The 19,946-nt window shown below is 76.0% G+C and carries 13 protein-coding genes, 1 pseudogene and 1 riboswitch; of the genes and pseudogenes, 11 read left to right on the top strand and 3 right to left on the bottom strand.

The window, feature by feature from the left end; all coding sequences use genetic code 11:
• Window positions 1–91 precede the first annotated feature (91 nt).
• Window positions 92–6,829: a putative T7SS-secreted protein gene (locus NX801_RS14245; protein ID WP_258788056.1), complete on the top strand. Its 6,738-nt coding sequence runs from the start codon at window positions 92–94 to the stop codon at window positions 6,827–6,829.
• Complete coding sequence (locus tag NX801_RS14250; protein WP_258788057.1) at window positions 6,826–9,666, top strand: right-handed parallel beta-helix repeat-containing protein; 2,841 nt, start codon at window positions 6,826–6,828, stop codon at window positions 9,664–9,666. Before NX801_RS14245 ends, NX801_RS14250 begins: the two co-directional genes overlap by 4 nt.
• A 262-nt stretch (window positions 9,667–9,928) precedes the next feature.
• Here NX801_RS14250 and NX801_RS14255 read toward each other — a convergent pair whose 3' ends face one another.
• Entirely contained in the window at window positions 9,929–10,888 is a 960-nt protein-coding gene (locus tag NX801_RS14255) for an RICIN domain-containing protein (RefSeq protein WP_258788058.1), read from the bottom strand.
• A gap of 332 nt (window positions 10,889–11,220) precedes the next feature.
• Entirely contained in the window at window positions 11,221–12,096 is an 876-nt protein-coding gene (locus NX801_RS14260) for an alpha/beta fold hydrolase (RefSeq protein WP_258788059.1), read from the bottom strand.
• A 118-nt stretch (window positions 12,097–12,214) separates the two neighbouring features.
• On the opposite strand from NX801_RS14260, the gene NX801_RS14265 reads away from it, so the two are divergent.
• A complete protein-coding gene (locus NX801_RS14265) occupies window positions 12,215–12,736 on the top strand; it encodes a CGNR zinc finger domain-containing protein (RefSeq protein ID WP_258788102.1) in 522 nt (173 codons plus the stop codon).
• Window positions 12,737–12,778: 42 nt separating this feature from the next.
• Here NX801_RS14265 and NX801_RS14270 read toward each other — a convergent pair whose 3' ends face one another.
• Complete coding sequence (locus tag NX801_RS14270; RefSeq protein ID WP_258788060.1) at window positions 12,779–13,156, bottom strand: AQJ64_40280 family protein; 378 nt, start codon at window positions 13,154–13,156, stop codon at window positions 12,779–12,781.
• Between the two features lie 215 nt (window positions 13,157–13,371).
• Here NX801_RS14270 and NX801_RS14275 point away from each other — a divergent pair, with 215 nt between their 5' ends.
• The 8 genes and pseudogenes from NX801_RS14275 (at window position 13,372) to NX801_RS14310 (ending at window position 19,856) form a co-directional block, all read left to right on the top strand.
• Window positions 13,372–13,971, top strand: coding sequence for a hypothetical protein (locus NX801_RS14275; protein ID WP_258788061.1), 600 nt, complete (start codon window positions 13,372–13,374; stop codon window positions 13,969–13,971).
• A 306-nt stretch (window positions 13,972–14,277) separates the two neighbouring features.
• The gene (gene dhaK, locus NX801_RS14280) at window positions 14,278–15,270 is read left to right on the top strand and encodes a dihydroxyacetone kinase subunit DhaK (protein ID WP_258788062.1); all 993 of its coding nucleotides are present in this window, start codon (window positions 14,278–14,280) and stop codon (window positions 15,268–15,270) included.
• A 5-nt stretch (window positions 15,271–15,275) separates the two neighbouring features.
• A pseudogene (gene dhaL, locus NX801_RS14285) lies at window positions 15,276–15,869 on the top strand (dihydroxyacetone kinase subunit DhaL); the annotation flags it as partial.
• Between the two features lie 186 nt (window positions 15,870–16,055).
• Complete coding sequence (locus NX801_RS14290; RefSeq protein ID WP_258788103.1) at window positions 16,056–16,430, top strand: PTS-dependent dihydroxyacetone kinase phosphotransferase subunit DhaM; 375 nt, start codon at window positions 16,056–16,058, stop codon at window positions 16,428–16,430.
• A 337-nt stretch (window positions 16,431–16,767) separates the two neighbouring features.
• Window positions 16,768–16,961: riboswitch (cobalamin riboswitch) on the top strand.
• A 29-nt stretch (window positions 16,962–16,990) separates the two neighbouring features.
• Complete coding sequence (locus tag NX801_RS14295) at window positions 16,991–17,752, top strand: energy-coupling factor ABC transporter permease (protein WP_258788063.1); 762 nt, start codon at window positions 16,991–16,993, stop codon at window positions 17,750–17,752.
• On the top strand, window positions 17,749–18,228 hold the full coding sequence (locus tag NX801_RS14300) for an energy-coupling factor ABC transporter substrate-binding protein (RefSeq protein WP_258788064.1): 480 nt from the start codon (window positions 17,749–17,751) through the stop codon (window positions 18,226–18,228). The genes NX801_RS14295 and NX801_RS14300 overlap by 4 nt, the downstream gene beginning before the upstream one ends.
• A gap of 6 nt (window positions 18,229–18,234) precedes the next feature.
• Window positions 18,235–18,984: a cobalt ECF transporter T component CbiQ gene (gene cbiQ, locus NX801_RS14305; RefSeq protein ID WP_258788065.1), complete on the top strand. Its 750-nt coding sequence runs from the start codon at window positions 18,235–18,237 to the stop codon at window positions 18,982–18,984.
• Complete coding sequence (locus NX801_RS14310; protein ID WP_258788066.1) at window positions 18,981–19,856, top strand: energy-coupling factor ABC transporter ATP-binding protein; 876 nt, start codon at window positions 18,981–18,983, stop codon at window positions 19,854–19,856. Before cbiQ ends, NX801_RS14310 begins: the two co-directional genes overlap by 4 nt.
• Window positions 19,857–19,946 lie beyond the last annotated feature (90 nt).

A 19,946-nucleotide genomic window follows, 5' to 3' on the forward strand; every position in this document is an offset into this window, starting at 1 on the left:
GAGCGGCGGCCGGCACCAGGAACACGCGGCAGGAACACGCGTGTACGGCTCGCGCCGCACACGCATCGAGCAAGGGCAAGGGAGACGACAGGTGGCACGTCCCGGTGACTGGAGCGCCCTCGGCCTCGGCGGCGACCCGACGCCGGGCGACGCCTCGGTGATCAACGGCATCGCCGACGCCATGCGCGACCTGGCCTCCTCCGCGGCCACCGTCAACACCGGGCTGCGCGAGCTCCAGAACACCGCCGGGGACGGCCAGCGGTTCATCGGCAAGACCGCCGACGCGCTGCGCGACCAAGTGGACGACCATCTCCACAAGTTCGTGGGGCGGGTGGAGGAGTCCTTCCACATCGCGGAGGGCGCGCTGCGCACCTACGCCACCGCCGTCACCAACGCCCAGGCCGAGGCCGACCAGGCGCTGAGCTCCATTCAGGGGCTGTCCGACGACGACCCCGGCCGCGAGACGATGAAGCAGCGCGCCAGTGACGCCAAGTCGGATCTGGAGACGGCGGCCACCAACCTCCGCAGCTCGCTGAGCCACGCCGGCAGTCTGATGGTCCAGCCGGTGAGCGACTGCGATCTGTTCTGGGAGGCGTTCCAGTGGCTGACGATCATCATCTCGGTGATCGCGGTCTTCACCGGCGGCATCCTCGGCATCATCGCCTGGGGCATGAACGCCGCCCTGCTCATCAAGACCATCGTGGACTTCAGCCAGGGCAAGGCCAGCGGCCTCGAACTGGGCCTCGCCTTCCTCGGGGTGCTCTTCCCCAGCACCAAGGGCATCAACGTCGGCCAGCTGATCAAGGGGCTGGGCAACACCCTCAAGACCGGGATCGGGAGTCTCTCGGCCGGCGGCAAGGCGCTCTCCCTCCAGGCCGGGAACATCGCCCGGCTGACCGGTCTGCCGAAGATCGTCATCGTGCCGGTGGTCGCGGGCGCCAAGGTCGGAGCCTCGTTCCGGAGCGGCTTCGACGACCTGGTGCGGCTGGTCGGTGACGACTGGGCCCGGGTGACCGGGAACGTCACCGGCACCTGGGGCAAGGTCGGCGCCTACGGACTGGTCACCATCGAGCGGATGGGCCGGTTCACGGTCGCGGCCCTGGTCCCGCTGAACGCGACGGAGATCGGTGTGCTCGGCTTCGGGGGCGCGGCCCGGCTCGCCTTCGGTGAGCGGGTGCTCGGCATCCCGCACCCCCAGCTGCACGAGCTGCTGGTCAACGCGGGACGCACCGACAGCATTCTGCGCGGCGGGTCCCCGGCCACCCACATCACCCCGGGCACGCTGGTCCCGGTGCCCCGGGTCAGCCCGGCCGGTGTGCACTTCGCCCCCGGCTTCACCGCCGGTGTCCCGCCGCTGACCGCCTTCCGGCCCGGCACCGCCGGGTTCGGCGGGCTGACCGACCTGTTCCACCTCTCGATGACCAGGCTGCCGACCGTCGACCTCGGTGCGCTGGGCTTCGGCGGGCTGCGCGCGCTGCCCGCTCCGGGCGCGGGTCTGGGGCCGGGCGCCCATCTGGTGCCCGGCGCGATCGGAGCCGTACCGCCGGTCGGCCAGGTGAGCCTGCCACCGGGCGTGATGGGGGCCGTACCGCCGGTGGGCCAGGTGAGCCTGCCGCCGGGCATGGTCGGAGCCGTACCGCCGGTGAGTCAGGTGAGCCTGCCGCCGGGCATGGTCGGAGCCGTACCGCCGGTGGGCCAGATGCACCTGCCGCCGGGCACGGTCGGGCTGACCGCCAACCCGGTGTCGGTGCCGGGGCTGACGCACTTCGGCGGGCTCACCCCGGCGCCCGCGCTGGTGACGCCGCCGGTGCCGCACGGGATGACGGTGGGCGCGGGCGGGCTGACCCTGCCGGCCACGCACGGGCTCGGCACCTCCGGGCCCGGGACGCACGGCGCGGTGGACCTGCTGCACCAGACCGACCTGGCGGCGGGTCAGGTACGGCTGGACAGCAATCTGCTGCTGCCCGGCCACACCGCCGTCGATCTGCTCAGTGACGCCCGCGGCGCGGGCCCGGTCGGCCATCTCGCCCCGGACGTGGACCTGGGTCTGCACACCGGTACGGCGCACACCGCGCATGTCCCGGCCGTCGGGATGGGCGACGGCGTGGCGCTGGCCCGGGGCGCGGTCGGGTACGCCGAGGACCTCAACGACCTGACCATCGGTGAGCTGCACGCGCTGGCCGTCGGCGACGTGGCGGTGACCGGCATCCGGGCGGACGGCATCTCGCTGCGGATCGGTGACACCCCGGCGCGGACCATCGACGCCCACACGGTGGCCGCCACCGCGCCGGTCGGCCCGGCTCCGGTGAGCCACCTGCCGGGGACGGGCGCCGCCGCGCACGCGCCCGGCACCGGGGCCGTGACGCACGTCCCGGGCGGGGTCCCGGAGACGGGCGCCCTCCAGGTGCCCGGCACCGGCTCCGCCGGCCTCCCCGGTTCGAAGGCGCTGCACGTGCCGGAGGCCGGCCCCGGCTCGGCCGGCGTCGGTACGGGAGCCCTGCACGTACCGGAGACCGGCGCCGTGCAGCTGCCGGTCCCGGGCACCGGCCACGTACCGTCGGTCGCCCCGCACCCGCCCGCCGCCGCGTCCGGCCCCACCCCGGCCCCGGCCGTCCCCGGCGCCGGACAGGCCGTCACCAAGGCCCCGGTGCCGGGCGGCACCCACGGGGTGCCCGCGCCGGGCCGCTCCGGAGTTCCGGTCCCGGAGCGGCCCGGGGCCGCGGCTCCCGGCACCGGCGACCGGGCGGTGACCCCCGCGCCGGCCGCCGCCACCCCGGCACCGCCCGCGCTCTCCCCGAAGGAGCTGGCCCTCGGTCTGCTGCGCGGCGACAACCCGCCGGCCCCGGTGCCCGCCGGGCAGAGCGCCCGCGCCGGGGACGTCTCCGGGGTCTCGGCCCGGCCCGCGCTGGACAGCTCCGGCGGCGGGCACGGCGCGGCGGCCCATGACGCCCTGGACCTGGTGGCCCGGCCCGGCCGCGCCGCCGACACCGGCACCACCCTGCCGCCGCTGAACGTGTCCCGGCTGGAGCCCAGCGCCCCGGTGCCGGTCCCCGGCAAGGCGGGCGAGCCGGTGCCCGTGCCGGCGGCCGGCAAGGCGGAGGAGCCGGTGCCGGTGCCCGCCGAGCCCAGGCCGGACAAGGGCAAGGGCCGGGCCGCGCCGCCGCCCCCGGACACCAGTGGCATCGGCCGCTGGCAGGGCTGGGGCGCCACCGACAACATGAACCGGCGCATCCGGGCCACCCACCAGATCATCATCGGCGGCTCCTCGGGCCACGAGGCCATCGCCCGGCTGAACGGCTGGGCCTCCTATCAGCGGGCCCTCACCGACCTGGGCCGGGCCGAGCACCGGCTCGACGAGCTCACCCCGCCGCCCGGGACCGGCTCCTCCTCCGGCCCGACCGTGGCGCACCTGGCCGCGATGGAGGACGTGGCCAAGGCCAACCTGGTGGTGGACAAGGCGGAGTTCCTCCTGCGCGACCTGGGCATGGCCAACCCGGCCGCCGTCCACCAGGAGGTGCTGACCGTCACCGCCAAGGTCCACCAGGGCGGTCTGCTGGGCGGCTCCCCGCTCCCGAGGCGGGTCCAGCTCCCGGACGGGAACACCCCGCACCCGGCCGTCCCGCACGCGGACACCCCGCCGGTCAATCCGGCGGACGATCTGGCGGACGACGCCATGGACATCGAGCCGTCGCCGGGCGCCCACGGGGCGGACAACGCCCTGGGCCTCGACGGCACCGGGAACGCCGCGCACGTCCCCGTACCGCACCAGCCGGTTCCGCACCCCGGCGCCGGGCACCCGCCGGCGGGCCGGCCGGCCGACACCGGCGGCGGCATGGAGATCGATCTCCCGGCGCGGCCCACCGGCGGGACGCACCTGTGGAACCCGGCGGGGCGGAACGGCGGACTCAGCCTGGTCAACGACGCCTTCCACCAGGATCTGCCGCGCGGGGCGGCGCCCGCCGGGCCGCTCGACGAGGCCGGCTATCTCGACTTCGTGACGGACAGTGTCACCAACTCCCGTCCGCTGGGGTTCGTGGTGAACACGATCGTCCACTACGACGGGCTGACCGGTCTCCAGCGCTTCCTGGACTCGGTGACCCAGGGGCTGCAGGGCTTCGACGGACGGATCGCGGTGGTGGTCGGCGTCAACGGCCCGCCGGGGAGCCTCGCGGCGATCGAGAGCGCGATGCGCGCCCAGCTGGCATCGGTCCGGTTCGAACACCCGCTGGCCCTGGTCCAGGTCCCGGTCACACCGAAGAAGAACTTCCCGTACGGCACGGTGCGCAACGCGACGCTGGAGAGCGCGCCCAGCACGCACGCGGTGCGCTCGATGATGGAGAACGGACAGCATCCGTACGTCTCCATCATGGACTTCGACGCCTACCCCCATCTGACCCCGGACGGGCGGCATGTCTTCCAGTACTTCGACGACACCCTGCGGATGCCGGACGAGGCCGCCATCCGCGCGGCCGGGGAGACCCCGCCGCCGCCGGTGCGCCCGCTGATGATGGCCGGCGGCTACCGGGCTCCCGACCTCACCGACCCGGCGGCCCTGCGGGGGCTGATCGACGACACCAACGCCCGGCTCGCCAAGGACCACACGGGTGCCGGTGCCCCGCCGGCCGTGACCGAGGCCGAGCTGCCCGGGCTGCTGAACCGCATCGACCAGGACATGCACGCCCGTACCCGGCTGACCGGCATCCACCAGCAGCTGCCGTACGCCCCCGAGCCCAACCTCTTCGTGGACGGGGCGGCCGTCCTGTTCGGCCAGGGCAAGAAGCTGGACGTCCGGTTCGGCCCCGGCGGCGCCGAGTTCGGCCAGCTCAGCAACCGGCTGAACCAGCTCAACGCGTGGGAGCTGGACCGCCGGCTCCCGCTGCCCGGCGGCGGCACGCCCCAGCAGCTGCACCAGTCGCTCCGGCAGGCGGCCGACGCGCTGCGGGGCGGCGCCCCGATCGCGGCGCGGGATCTGCCGGTGGTGCGGAACGCGTTCCGGGGGCTGGTGGACGCCCTGGACGGGCCGCACCCGGTGCTGCCCGGCTTCACCGCCGCGGACCTCGCCCAGCTGCGCGGCCTGGCCGACGCGTTCGGCCACCGCGCCGTACCGGACCTGGCGGGCGGCGGTCCGGACCTGGCACGGCTGCTGGGCCGGCTGGACGACGCGCTGGACTTCCGGCTCACCGAGCGGCAGATCGCCGCCCGGAACTCCGTCCTGCCCGACCGGGGCACCGCGTTCGTCAACGACGTGGAGGGGGCGGCGGTGCCCACCGACCTGTCCCGGCTGCTCGCCGGCGCCAAGAAGGGCCCGCTGCCGCAGGACCACTCCGACTCGATCAAGAACGCGGTGGACCGGCTGGTCGGTGACGCCGGCAAGGGCAATGTGCAGACCAACCGCAAGGGCGTCTTCGCCGAGCGGGTCCGCGACGAGTGGACGGGCTGGCGCACCGCGGGCCCGTACGACGCCGCCAACGGGATCAACCGCACCGACGACCCGCTGTGGCCGGTGATCCACCCGCCCGGCGCGGCCGGTCAGGTCCCGCAGCGGCTGGCCGGGGACGTGTCCGCGACGCTCGACACCCGGCTCGGCACCTCCGCCAACCCGCTGGGCCTGGGAGTGTCCGCCCCGGTGCCGGGCGGCGACGCCCTGCGGGCCGGCGTGCCCGCGGACGAGCTGCGGCTCGCGCTGCACAATCTCACCCTCAGCAGCGACAAGCTGTCGCTCCTGCGCCAGCTGCGGATGTTCCGGGACGTCCAGCTGGCACCGGGCGCCGCCCGGTACACCCCTCCCCCGGGGTCGCTCTTCGGCGCGCTCCAGGACGCGGCGCGCACCGACGCGGCACTGGACCCGAACACCATCCTCCGCAACGTCATCGACCGGCTGGACACGCGGCCGCCGGGCTCCAAGCCGCTCGACGCGGACGAGGTGAAGAAGCTGTATCCCGGGATCCGCGACGGTCTCGACACCCGGTTCGGGCCGGTACTCGACCGGCTGACCCAGCACGGCTGGAGCACGGACGACTTCTTCGCCCGGCTGACGCAGGGCCAGATCCATCCGCCGTCCGGGACGCTCCAGGAGTTCCGCGCGGGCGGGGAGCGCTTCGGGATGGACGGCGGTTCGCTGCTCGTCCTGGAGCGGTACGCGGACGCCCTCGGCCGGGACATCCGGGTCACCGGCGCCGACGGGGTCACCCAGACCGTGCACGGGGCGCCGGGGCTCGGGGCGAAGCGCGGCCGGGACGAGCTGCCGCCGCTGGACATCACCTGGCAGCCCGGGCACGGCTGGCGGGTCGGGCCGCCGTCCCCGGAGACGGCTCCGCCGCCGCACGGCGGCCCGGGTTCCGGCGGCGCGGGCGACCCGTTCGGCGGCGCGGACGACCGCGGTCCGGTGAAGCGTCCCCGCCAGGACGACGCGGGCGGCCCCGGGCCCGGCGGCGGGTCGTGGTCGTCCGGCGGGGAGCCGCGGCCGTCCGGCAGCCCGGTGGACACGCACATGGCCGACGACTGGCATCATGGGCCGGCGCTCAATGACGGCGACTGGCAGCGGGCCGTGGACGACGCGCGGCAGCGGGAGGCGTCGGCGCGCGCCGACGTGCGGCGGGCGGAGAACTATCTGTCGCTGCTGGTGGAGCACGACCGGGGCGGCAGTTCGTCCACCTCGGGGATGGGCGACCATCTCCACCAGGCCGACGCCGAGCTGCGGGAGGCCCGCCAGGCCCTGGCGGACGCCCAGGACGACCTCCAGGCGCTCGGCGTGGCCGGCGACCTGAGCCGCCTCGACATCCATGACAGCCAGTCCTTCACCGACACCCCGCCCGGAGGCTCCACGTGACCCCGCCCACCGACCGCTCCGCCGCCTTCCGTGTCTCCCCCGGCGGCGGGACCGAGGGGTACGCCACCGTCGGCGCCGCCCTGGCCGCGGCGGCCGCCGGGGACGAGGTCCGGGTGGCGCCGGGCGTCCACCGGGAGCGGCTGCGGATCGAGCGGGACGTCACCCTGCGCGCCGCCGGCGCGGAGGCGGACGGGCTGCTGCTGGCCGCGCCGGACGCCGGGGGCCCGGTGCTGGAGGTGGCGCCGGGCGTCCGGGCGGTGCTGCGCGGGGTGACGGTGCGCGGCGCGGCCGCCGACGCGCCCGCCGTGCTGCTCTCCGGTGGCTGGTGCGAGTGGACCGGCGGCGGGGTGACCGGCGGCCGGCTGGAGGTGCACGGGGACGCCGGGGCGGTGCTGCGCGGGCTCACCCTGGTGGGGGCCGCGCTCGCCGGGGCGCTGCTGCGGACCTCCGGCACCGTGCGGCTGGAGGACTGCCTGCTGGCGGACATCTCCGGCACCGGCCTGGTCACCGGCGGCGACACCGCCCTGGAGCTGACGGGCTGTGTGGTGCGCGCGATGACCGGTTCGGCGGTACGGGTCCGGGAGCGGGCCCGGCTGGTGGCGCGGGACTGCTGGATCGAGAGCCCGGGCCGCAGCGGACTGCTGGTGGAGGACGAGGCGGGCGCGCTGCTGACAGACACCCGGCTGCGGGAGTGCGGGGCCGAGGCGGTACGGGTCCTGGGCAGCTCCCCGCTGCCCGAGCCCGGCCCGGAGGACCGGCGAAACGCCGGGAACGCAGGGAACGCGACCAGGGACGCCGGCGGAGGCGTACGGCTGACGGGCTGTGACCTGACCGGGGCCGGCGGCGACGCGGTGGCCGTCACCGGGACGGGACAGGCCGGACTGACCGGCTGCGCGGTGCGCGACCCGGCCGGCGCCGGGGTGAGCGCCGGGGGCGGGGCGCGGGTGCGGCTGTCCGGCACCCGGCTGACCGGGACCGGCGGTACGGCGCTGGCGGTCCGGGACACGGCGGAGCTGGCGGCGGTGGAGACCACCGTCGGGGACGCCGGGGCGAACGGGGTGCTGGCCACCGACGACGGCCGGCTCCGGCTGACCGGCTGCGCGGTGACCGGCAGCCGGTACAGCGCCGTGCACCTGGGCGGCCGGGCGGAGGCCGAGCTCGACGGGCTGCGGGTGTCCGGTTCGCCGGAGCACGGGGTGCACGCGGTGGCGTCCGCCCGGCTGGAGCTGACCGGTGGCTGGATCGAGCGGTGCGAGATGTCCGGTGTCGATCTGGCCGACCGGGTGCGCGCCCGGGTGGCCGGTCTGGACGTGGCCCGCTGCCGTACCGGGGTGTCCGTCTCCGGGGAGGCCGGGGCGGAGCTGGCGGACTGCCGGGTGACCGATGTGGCGCGGGCCGCCGTGGTGCTGGGCCCGGGGGCGACGGCGCTGACCGGTGGCCGGCTGCTGCGGGCGGGGACGGCCGGTCTGGTGGTGGCCGGGGACGCCCGCCCGGAGGTGGCGGACCTGGAGATCCGGGACCCGGCGGGTTCCGGGATCGTGGTCGCCGCAGGGGCCGCGCCCCGGGTGCGGGACGTGCGGGTGACCGGCGCCGGGAAGAACGGCATCGTGGTGGAGCCGGGTGGCGCCGGGGAGTTCGAGGACTGCGAGGTGGCGGCGCCGGGCTTCCCGGCCGTCCACCTGGGCGCGGGCGCGGCGCCGCTGCTGCGCCGGGTGCGGGTGCGGGACGCCGGGGAGGACCTGAGCGCGGACCCGGAGGCGGAGCCGGTGGTGGAGGAGTGCGTGTCGCTCCGGGTGGAGACCGCCGCCTGGCCCGCGCCGACCGCGCCGGGCTCGGGCGCGGGCGTGGTCGCCGCGCGGGACGGCGCGGGCGCGGTGGTCCCGGCGGGCCGGAAGGACGCGGACGCGGCGAAGGACGACGGCGAGGACGAGGGCGAGGAGAGCCTGGAGCACCTGCTCGGGGAGCTGGAGAAGCTGATCGGTCTGGACCGGGTCAAGCACGACGTGTCCTCGCTGGTGAAGCTGATGCGCATGGTGCAGCGGAGGGAGTTGGCCGGTCTGGCCGCGCCGCCGCTCAGCCGTCATCTGGTCTTCGCGGGCAACCCGGGTACCGGCAAGACGACGGTGGCCCGGCTCTACGGCCGCATCCTGGCGGCGGTGGGGCTGCTGGAGCGCGGCCATCTGGTGGAGGCGGACCGCTCCTCGCTGGTGGGTGAGTACGTCGGTCACACCGGTCCCAAGACCCAGCGGGTGTTCCAGGAGGCGCTGGGCGGGGTGCTCTTCATCGACGAGGCGTACTCGCTGGCCCCGCAGGGCGGCGGCTCGGGCAACGACTTCGCCTCGGAGGCGATCGCGACCCTGGTGAAGCTGATGGAGGACCACCGGGACTCGGTGGTGGTGATCGTGGCGGGTTATCCGAACGAGATGGAGCACTTCATCGACTCCAACCCCGGTCTGGCCTCCCGGTTCAACCGGACGCTGCTCTTCGAGGACTACAGCACCCCGGAGCTGGTCCGGATCGTGGAGCAGCACGCCTCGGCGCACCAGTACGACCTGACCGACGGCGCCCGGACGGTGTTGCACACCTACTTCGACCACATTCCGCGCGACGGCCGGTTCGGCAACGGCCGGTCGGCGCGGCAGACGTTCCAGGCGATGACGGAGCGGCAGGCGTACCGGGTGGCCGAGATCGAACTGCCCACGGACGAGGACCTGATGACGCTCTGTGAGCTGGACCTGCCGGAGCTGGAGGGCGCCGCCGAGCCGCCGGCCGCCCTGGCCGGGCCCGTCACGGCCGGTGGCGGGGAGGTCCCGGCCCCGGCCCCGGCCGCGGGCTGAGCCACCGGGCGCCCGGCCCGGGGGCGTACGTGCGTACGACTCCGGGCGGGCCGGCACCCGATCGCGTACGGGCCCGGGGCGTGCCGGCGGGCCGCGTGGTGCGGATGGGTCCGGGCGGGCCGGTCCGCTCGTGTGCGCACCCGCTCGGGTACGGATCGGGCGCGTACCGGGGCCCGTGGTGCGGGCGGGGCCGGGGGCCCTGGGGCGCGCTCCGGCGGGCCGGGCCCGGCGGGGTCGTCCGCCCGGGCCCGGCGGGGGCGGATCAGCCCAGGCGCCACTTCTGGTTGGAGGTGCCCGCGCAGGTCCAGAGGATGAGCTTGGCCCCGTCGGCGGTCGACTGCCCCTTGACGTCCACGCACTTGTCGGCCTGCGGGTTGACCAGGTCGCCCGCGCCGCTCAGCACGAACTGCTGGGCCGGGTTGCCGCTGCACCGGGCGAGCTGGATGGCGGCGCCGTTGTCCTTGGAGCCCCAGGCGACGTCCATGCACAGCCCCATGGCGCGTACCGTGCCGTCCTTGCGGAAGTCCCAGCGCTGTGGGGCGCCGCCGTGGCAGTTGGCGATCTGGAGCTGGCGGCCGTCCTCGGCCTTGCCCCAGGGGATGTCGACACAACGGCCCGACCCGGCGCCGATGATGGTGGAGCCGGTGACCGGGGCGGGGGCCGGCTTGGCCTTCTGCGGGGTCTTCTTCGGCGCTTCCTGGCGCGGCTCCTGGCGCGGCTTCTCGGGCGCCGGGGCCTGGGCCGGCTTCTTGGCGCCGCCGTTCCTGGCGGGCTCCGGGACGCCGCCGCCGGTGGCGGGCTCGGACGCCGGGGCGGCGGGCGCCGCCCCGGCCGGCGCGGGCGCGCCGCCCGCGTCCCCGGGCACGACGGCCGGGGCGCCCGGCGCGGCGGCGGAGGGCCCGGTCACGGCGCCGGGGGCGGCCTTCGGGCCGCCGGCGGCCGCGGTCCGGCCCGGCAGCGCGGAGGGCTCGGCGGCCACGGCCCGGGCCGCCGGCTCCCCCGGGACGAAGGTGACCCGGGCGGCCAGCGGTACGGCGAGGGCGACCGCGGCGGTCAGCGCCGCCGTGCCGCCCACCGCGGCCCAGACCCGCTTCTCGGGGAAGAGCAGCCGGCGGGGGGCGGCGGGACGGCGGGCGAAGGCATCGGCGAAGCGCGGTCCTTCACCGTCCCGGCCGGGCGGTCGGGGCGAGGGGTTCGGCTGGGCGCTGCCCTGGGACGGCACGTGTGGTCTCCCGTCGGCTGGTCGGCCCGCGGCGGCCGCGGGCGGAAACGTCGTCGGGCGCGCGCCGGGAGAGGCCGGAACGGCCGGGCCCGCGCACGCCATGAGTGACGCGGTGTCACCGGGGCGCCGGGCCGTACGGTTCACCGCCTCGTCCCGCCAGTCTAGTCCCGGACCGGCCGCCCGCCGAAGGGGGTGACCGGGTACCCCGCCGCTCCCCCGCCGCGTCAGGGCTCACCAGGGCCCCGGGCTCCCGGCCGCACCCGGCGCCGGGTGCGGCCGGGCCGCCTGACGCCGGGTCCGTCCGGCCCGGTGCCCAAAACTCCCCGCGGGTCTCAGGCCGGTGAGCCGGCGGCGGTCAGGAACCCGCGGACGTACCCGGCCACGGTGTCCAGATGGCTTTCGAGCAGGAAGTGGCCGCCGCCGGGAACCAGACGGATCTCCGCGTCCGGCAGGTCCCTGGCGAAGGCACGCGCTCCGTCCGGACCGAAGATCTCGTCGCCCGCGCCCCAGACCGCGAGAAGGGGGACCTGGCGTTCCCGGAAGTAGGCGTGCACCCGGGGGTAGAGAAGCCGATTGCCGGCGTAGTCGCGGAACAGGGCGAGCTGCGCGAGGTCGTTGCCCGGCCGACTCACCTCGCGGTGATCGGTGGCCCAGGTGTCGGGGTCGACCAGCTCGGGCCGGTCCACCCCGTGCAGGTACTGCCAGCGGATGGCGTCGAGCGAGAGCGCGGCGCGGACGGCGGGTTCGGTCCGGGGGCCCGGATCCTCGGCGTACGCCCACACGGGCTGCCAGAACTCCGGTACGAAGCCGTCCTCGTAGGCGTTGCCGTTCTGCGTGATCACCGCGGTGACCGCGTCCGGGGCGCGCAGCGCCAGCCGCCAGCCGACGGGGGCGCCGTAGTCCTGTACGTAGACGGCGTACCGGGTGACGCCGAGCTGGGCCAGCAGGGCCTCGGTGACATCGGCCAGCGAGTCGAAGGTGTAGTCGAACGCGTCCGCGGGCGGGGCGTCGGAGTTGCCGAAGCCGAGGTGGTCGGGGGCGATGACGCGGAAGCGATCGGCCAGCGCCGGAATGAGATGGCGGAACATGCGCGAACTGGTGGGGAATCCGTGCAGGAGGACGAGCACGGGCGCCTCGCGGGCACCGGCCTCACGGTAGAAGACGCGATGCTCCCCCACGGTCGCGTACTGGTGGCGGATCTCGACCATGACTAACCCCTCAAAGCCGTTTTGATGGTTACCTCTGGTCGTTCAGTAGACCCGTCATCGAGTAACCTGTCAATCGACTTGATGGGGTTAGCCGGGGAGGAGGTGGGAGGTGGGAGCCGTGCTGGACGACGAGGCCCTGATGCGGGCGCTGAACAGCACCCCCGTCACGGACGGCCGGGCCCGGGATCTGTGGCGCGACGACCGCGTGGTGGACGGCTGGGCGCGGGAGCACAGCGGCTCAGGCACCGGCGGTGACGAGGAGCGCCGGTGGCTGCGCGCCGCCCGGGACGCGCTCCAGGCGGCGGAGACGGGCACAGCGGTGGAAACGGGCGCTGCGGCGGAGCCCCGGCTGCGGGAGGTCCTCGCGGGCGTGCGCAAGGTCCCGCGGCCCGGCGCCGCGGGCCTCACCTGGCACCTGGAGGTGGAGCCGGAGCGCCGGCTCGCCGTGGAACTCGTCCTCGCGTGGGCGGACGTCAAGGAGCGCATGCCCGGCCGGCTGCGGCCGTGCGCGAACCCCGAGTGCCGGCTCTTCCTGCTGGACCGCAGCCGCGCCAACACCGCGCGGTGGTGCTCCATGAAGACCTGCGGGAACCGGCTGAAGGCCCGCCGGCACCAGGCTCGGACACGGGAGACCCCCTGATCCGAGCCGAGCACCGGCGGGCGGGCGGCCGCCGGACGCGGTTCAGCCGGCGGGGCGAGCGTCCCGCGCGTCCCGGAGAGCGGGTTGTACGTCCTCTCCCAGCACGAGGTGCGCCGCCCTGCCGGGCAGGGCGGGCAACTCCGCCCAGTGGGTGACGACTTCGTCACTGTCGAGGTCGTAGGCGTATCCGTCGGAGTCGACGAAGCAGTTCCGCTGCTCCGTCCCGTCCGCGGCGAAGTGCAGGGTGGCGAAGACCATCGGCCTCACCAGCCAGAACTCCTCGCCCACTCCCGTCTCCAACTCGGCGGCGCTCTCGGGCGGGTAGCGGCCCGTGGTCGCCACCGCCACCGGCGTACCGCCGCGCCGCGGCAGCCTCTCGCGTGCGTCGACCCAGGTCACCGTGGTGTCCAGTCGCGTCATTCCCGCCCTCTCTCCTCGGTTCGGCCCCTGTCCGGTCCTACCCCGTACCGACGCGTGGCAGCAAGGGCCCCGGCCCTGAGAAGGACCGGCCCGGGGCCCACCGGGGTCGCCCGCGCCGCCGAGCCGGCGCACCGACTCGGCGGGGCACCGCACTCCGGCGCCGGCGTCCCGGCGGAACGGGCCCGTCCGCCGGACGCGGTCCCTAGGCTTCGGTCATGACGAGCCGTAACCGGATCTCCGCCCTGGTGTTCCTGCCCGTGACCATTCTCGCGACCGCCGCGGCACTGCGCGGCACGCTCCTCTTCGAGGAGGTCAGGATCACGCCCCGGATGTATCCCCGGGTCCCGCCACCGGACGGCCCGGACCTGACCGAGCGGGAGAAGGAGTACCTGGACTGGCTGGACTCCTACGTCTCCTGGCTGGTCCGGGTCGCCAGATCGCACCAGAGGTGCTACACGGCGCTGATGTGCGCGTCGGGGTTCTCCTCGCTCGCGGTCAGCTTCGTCCTGGTCGTCCGGGCACCGATCTGGGCGCCCGCCCTCCTGACCTTCCTCGCAGGCGCCGGCCAGCTCCTTCTCGCCAACATGCGGAACCAGAAGCTCTCCCTGACGATCCACGAACAGTCCGTGCGGCTGCAGAGGTTACGGAGGGATTTCGCCTTCGCGGAACCGGCGCGGGACGACCGAGCGGCCCGAAAACGGTTCACGGAATTCCGCGAGGCCGTGGAAAGGATCAAGGAGGACTACGGGACCCGGGCGTTCGGGATAAGAGGCCAGGAACCGATTCAGCCGCCGCTGCCGACGGCCACCGGCTGAGACCACCGGCCGAGCGGGCGCCGGACGGCCCGTCCGGCCGCTGTGGACCCGCTGTCCACCGGTGTACGGCCGCCGCGCCTGCGGGCGCCGGAGCGGGGCGTGCGTCCTGTGCGCTGCCCGCCCCGCCGCCTCTCCGGAGAGGTTTAATGGCGCTGAGGTACGTCGCAGGCCGACAGCGGCATCGCCGGGCGCCGCCGCGCACCGCGCGGGCCGGTGCCCCCGTTCCCGTCCCGGGCCCCGGTCCCGGCCAGGGGTGAGCCGTTCGCCGCCCTGCTCGCCGCTCGCCGACCGACTGGGGAGACACCGATGAAGATGCTGATCAATGTGGCGGAGACAGTGGTGGCGGACGCCCTGCGGGGCATCGCCGCCGCGCATCCGGAGCTCACCGTGGACGTGGAGCGGCGGGTGGTGCTGCGGCGGGACGCGCCGGTGGCCGGGAAGGTGGCGCTGGTCTCGGGGGGCGGGTCGGGGCACGAGCCGCTGCACGCCGGATTCGTGGGACCCGGGATGCTGACGGCGGCGTGTCCGGGCGAGGTGTTCACCAGCCCGGTGCCCGACCAGCTGGTGCGCGCGGCGGCAGCGGTGGACAGCGGCGCGGGGGTGCTGTTCGTCGTCAAGAACTACACGGGTGACGTGCTGAACTTCGGACTCGCCGCCGAGCTGGCCGAGGACGAGGGCATACAGGTGGCCCGGGTGCTGGTGGACGACGACGTGGCGGTGGCGGCCGGTCCGGACACGGCCGGCCGGCGCGGCACCGGGGCGACCCTGTTCGTGGAGAAGATCGCGGGTGCCGCCGCCGAGGAGGGCGCCCCGCTGGAGCGGGTGGAGGCGATCGCCCGGCGGGTGAACGCCCGGTCGCGGAGCTTCGGGGTCGCGCTCACCGCGGTCGCCACCCCGGCCAGGGGCGGCCCGACCTTCGACCTGCCGCCGGGCGAGCTGGAGCTGGGCATCGGCATCCACGGCGAGCCGGGCGTGGAGCGGCGCGCCATGATGACCGCGCGGGAGATCGCGGACCACGCGGTGGACGCCGTCCTCACCGACCTGGACCCGGACGGCCCGGTGCTCGCGCTGGTCAACGGCATGGGCGGGACGCCGCTGCTGGAGCTCTACGGCTTCGCCGCCGAGGTCCACCGGGTGCTGGCCGAGCGCGGGGTGCCGGTGGCCCGCTCGCTGGTGGGCAACTATGTGACCTCGCTGGACATGGCGGGCGCCTCGGTCACGCTCTGCGCGGCCGACGAGGAGCTGGTGCGGCTCTGGGACGCGCCGGTCGCCACCCCCGCGCTGCGGTGGGGCCGGTGAGCGGAGTGCTGGACGCGGACTTCTTCACGCGCTGGCTGCGGAACGCGGCGGCGGACGTGGACGAGCGGGCCGACCGGCTGACCGAGCTGGACGCGGCGATCGGGGACGCCGACCACGGCGCCAATCTGCGGCGCGGGTTCGCCGCCGTGGTGGCCGCGCTGGAGGAGGAGCGGCCGGCGACCCCGGGGGCGGTGCTGACGCTCGCCGGGCGGCGCCTGGTCTCCTCGGTGGGCGGAGCGTCCGGGCCGCTGTACGGGACGCTGCTGCGGCGCGCGGGCAAGGCGCTGGGCGACGGGGCCGGGGTGACCCCCGGTGCGCTGGCCGAGGCGCTCCGGGCGGGGCTCGCGTCGGTGGAGCGGCTCGGCGGGGCGACGGCCGGCGACAAGACGATGCTGGACGCGCTGGAGCCGGCCGTGGCGGCACTGGACACCTCGTTCGCGGCGGCGCGGGAGGCGGCCGAGGCGGGCGCGGCCGCGACCACCGGGCTGCGCGCCCGCCGGGGCCGGGCCAGCTATCTGGGCGAGCGGAGCGTGGGCCACCAGGACCCGGGCGCCACCTCGGCCGCCCTGCTGATCGCCGCGCTCGCCCGGACGGCGGAGGAGTCCGGGGAGGCCGGCGGGGGTGGTGGGGTGGTTGTGCCCGGTGAGGTCGGTGGCACGGATGGGACTGGTGAGACGGGACGGCCGAGGGGGGCGGAGGCGCCCGGGGGCACACCCGGCCCGGAGGGAGAGCGGGCGGGCGGTCCGGAAGGCCGGCGGGCGGGCGGTCCGGTGGGCGTGGTGCTGGTGTCGCACAGCGCGGCGGTGGCGAGCGCCGTGGCCGAGCTGGCCCGGGGGCTGGCCGGCGGGGGCGCGGCGGCTCCGGTGGCCCCGGCCGGCGGCGCCCCGGACGGCGGGCTCGGCACCAGCGCGGAGCTGATCGCCGGGGCGGCGGCCTCGGTGGACGCGGGGGCGGGGGTGGCCGTCCTGGCGGACCTGGGGAGCGCGGTGCTCACGGTGAAGACCCTGCTGGCCGACGGCGGACTGCCGGGTACGGCCCGGCTGGTGGACGCGCCGTTCCTGGAGGGCGCGGTGGCGGCGGTCGTCACCGCCTCGGCCGGCGGCGACCTGGACGCGGTGGCGGCCGCGGCCTCGGAGGCGTACGGCTACCGGAAGGGCTGAGGCCGCCACCGGGAGGAGCATCCGCCGGACCCGCCCGGTGCCGCCGGACCCGGGGCCCGTGCCGCCGGACCCGCCCGGTGCCGATGGATCCGCCCGGCGCGGAGCCTGCCGAGGGGCCGGCACCAGGGGTCTGCCGAGGGCCCGGAAGCGGCGCTCCCCGGTGCCGGGCCCCGCGCCTGGCGCCCGGCACCGGGGGCCCGGGCCTCGGCACCGGGGCCGCGCCGTGCCGGCCGCCCGGGAGGTGCCCCACCACGGAAGCGTCTCCTCGGCACCCGGGGACGGCGGAGGAGGCGCTCCGTACAGGTGTACGCGGGTTGTGATCGGGCAGGTCATCCCACTAATGTCACAGGGCCTTGGTGTACGGGAAACCGGTGGAGAACCGGTGCGGCCCTCGCCACTGTGATCGGGAAGTCCGGCTCCATCCTCCGGGAGGCCACTGGACGGCTCGCGGGAGACCGCGGCGTCCGGGAAGGCGGCGCCGCGGCGGCATGACCCGTCAGCCAGGAGACCGGCCAGGGCGCGTTGTCCATCCACGAGGTGCTGGAGAGGGTCTCCCGATCATGCATATCGCCGAGGGGTATCTGCCCCCTGTGCACGCGGCCGCCTGGAGCGTCGCCGCCGCGCCGTTCGTCATCCACGGTGTGCGGGCCCTGAACCGGGAGGTCAAGGCCCACCCCGAGTCCACCCTGCTGCTGGGCGCGTCCGGCGCCTTCACGTTCGTCCTCTCGGCGCTGAAGATCCCGTCGGTGACGGGCAGTTGCTCGCACCCGACCGGCACCGGGCTGGGCGCGATACTCTTCCGGCCGCCGATCATGACGGTGCTCGGCACCATCACCCTGCTCTTCCAGGCGCTGCTGCTGGCGCACGGCGGGCTGACCACGCTCGGCGCCAACGCCTTCTCGATGGCGATCGTCGGCCCCTGGGCGGGATACGGGGTCTACCGGCTGCTGCGGCGGTCCGGCGTCCCGCTGATGGTGAGCGTCTTCTTCGGCGCGTTCGTCGCCGACCTCTCCACCTACTGCGTGACCAGTGTGCAGCTGGCGCTGGCCTTCCCCGACCCGAGCAGCGGCTTCCTGGGCGCGCTCGCCAAGTTCGGCGGCATCTTCGCGGTGACCCAGATCCCGCTGGCGGTGAGCGAGGGCCTGCTCACCGTGCTGGTGATGCGGCTGCTGATCCAGTCCAGCAAGGGCGAGCTGACCCGGCTCGGGGTGCTGCTGTCCGGCGGCCGGGGCGCGAAGGACGCCACGGGCACCGAGGGCACCACGGCCGCCACGGGCGCGGCCGGCGAGCAGGACGGGACCAAGGAGGCCGTGGCGCGATGAGCCGTAACGCCAAGATCAACACCTTGCTGCTGCTGGTCGTCGCCGCGCTGGCGGTGCTGCCGCTGGCCCTCGGGCTGGGCGACCACAAGGAGGAGCCGTTCGCCGGGGCCGACGCCCAGGCCGAGACGGCGATCACCGAGCTGAAGCCGGACTACAAGCCCTGGTTCAGCCCGCTCTACGAGCCCCCGTCCGGCGAGGTGGAGTCGGCGCTCTTCGCGCTCCAGGCGGCGCTGGGCGCGGGTGTGCTCGCCTACTACTTCGGGCTGCGCAGGGGCCGCCGCCAGGGCGAGTCCCGCGCCCTGGCCGGCGCCGCGGGGAACGGCTCCCCGGCGGATGACACCCAGGCGTCCGGGGACTCCCCCGCCGACGCCGCCCCGGCGCCCGGGTCCGTGCTCCGGGACGACGCGCCCGGCAGGGACGCCGGCGACACCGCCGGGCGGGTCTCCGGGCCGGCCGGCGACCGGACCGGCGCGTAGCCCCGGATGCTGCCGATCGACGCGGCGGCGCACAGCAGTCGCTGGCGCCGCCGTCATCCGTGTGAGAAGGCCGTCCTGGGCCTCGGTCTCACCCTCTGCGCCGTCTCTCTGCCCGCCTGGCCGGGCGCCCCGCTGGTCGCCGCCGCCACCCTGGCGGTGCTGCTGGGTCCGGCCGGGGTGGCGCCGCGCGGGCTGTGGCGGGCGTTCCGGATCCCGCTCGGCTTCTGTGTGACCGGGGCGGTGCCGCTGCTCTTCCAGGTCGGCGGGGCGGGTGGCTTCGTGAGCCTGGCGCCGGACGGCCCGGTGCACGCCGGGCAGTTGCTGCTGCGCACCTCGGCCGCCTCGCTGGGGGTGCTGCTGTTCGCGTTCACCACGCCGGTCTCCGATGTGCTGCCCCGGCTGGTGCGGGCCGGGGTGCCGGCGCCGGTGGTGGACGTGGCGCTGGTGATGTACCGGATCGGTTTCCTGCTGCTGGACACGGTGGCCCGGGTGCGGCAGGCGCAGGCCGCGCGGCTCGGGCTGGCCGGCCGGGCGGCCACCTGGCGGTCGCTGGCCGGGCTCGCGGCCACCTCCTTCGTCCGCGCCTTCGACCGGGCGGCCCGGCTCCAGTCGGGGCTGGCCGGGCGCGGTTACGACGGGACGCTCCGGGTGCTGGTGCCGCGCGCCGAGATCTCCCGGCCGTTCCTGGCCGCGACGGGCGCGCTGCTCGCGGGGCTGGTCGCCCTCACTCTCGTACTCGAAAGGTTTCTGTCATGAACGCCGGACGCTCCCCCGCCCCCGTCCCGCGCCCCGCCGGTGTGGTGGAGCTGATCGGGGCGGGTTACGCGTACGAGGACGGGCCGGCGGTGCTGTCGGACGTGGACTTCGCCGTGCCGGAGGGCCGGTCGCTGGCGCTGCTGGGCCGCAACGGCAGCGGCAAGACGACCCTGCTGCGGCTGCTGAGCGGTGGGCTGCGGCCGGTGAGCGGGCGGCTGCGGCTGGACGGCGCGGACGTGTCGTACGACCGGGCCGGGCTCACCCGGCTGCGCACCACGGTGCAGCTGGTGGTGCAGGACCCGGACGACCAGCTGTTCGCCGCCTCGGTGGGGCAGGACGTGTCCTTCGGGCCGATGAACCTGGGGCTGCCGGAGGCGGAGGTCCGCGAGCGGGTGGCGGAGTCGCTGGCGGCGCTGGACATCACGGCGCTGGAGGACCGGCCGACCCATCTGCTCTCGTACGGGCAGCGGAAGCGGGCGGCCATCGCGGGCGCGGTGGCGATGCGGCCCCGGGTGCTGATCCTGGACGAGCCGACCGCCGGGCTCGACCCGCACGGCCAGGAACGGCTGCTGGAGGTGCTGGACCGGCTGCGCTCGTCCGGTACGACGGTGGTGATGGCCACCCATGACGTGGACCTGGCGCTGCGCTGGGCCGACCGGGCGGCGGTGCTCGCCCCGGGCGGTCCGCGCACCGGCCCGGTGGCGGAGCTGCTGGACGACGACGCGCTGCTCGACGCGGCCCGGCTGCGCCGCCCCTGGGGCATCGCGGTGGGCCGGGTGCTGCGGGAGCGGGGACTGCTGGCGGACGGCGAGCCGGGGCCCCGGACGCCCGAGGAGCTGGCCGCCTGGGCACCGGCGGCTCGGGAGGGCTGAGGAAGAGGAGGGGGGTCCGGGAGAGCGGCTCCGGGCGCGGGTAGCGCGGATCACGCGGAACCGCTTATGCAACTTGTTGCACAAGCGGCG

The sequence above is a fragment of the Streptomyces pyxinae genome, assembly GCF_024756275.1.
GTDB lineage: Bacteria > Actinomycetota > Actinomycetes > Streptomycetales > Streptomycetaceae > Streptomyces > Streptomyces pyxinae.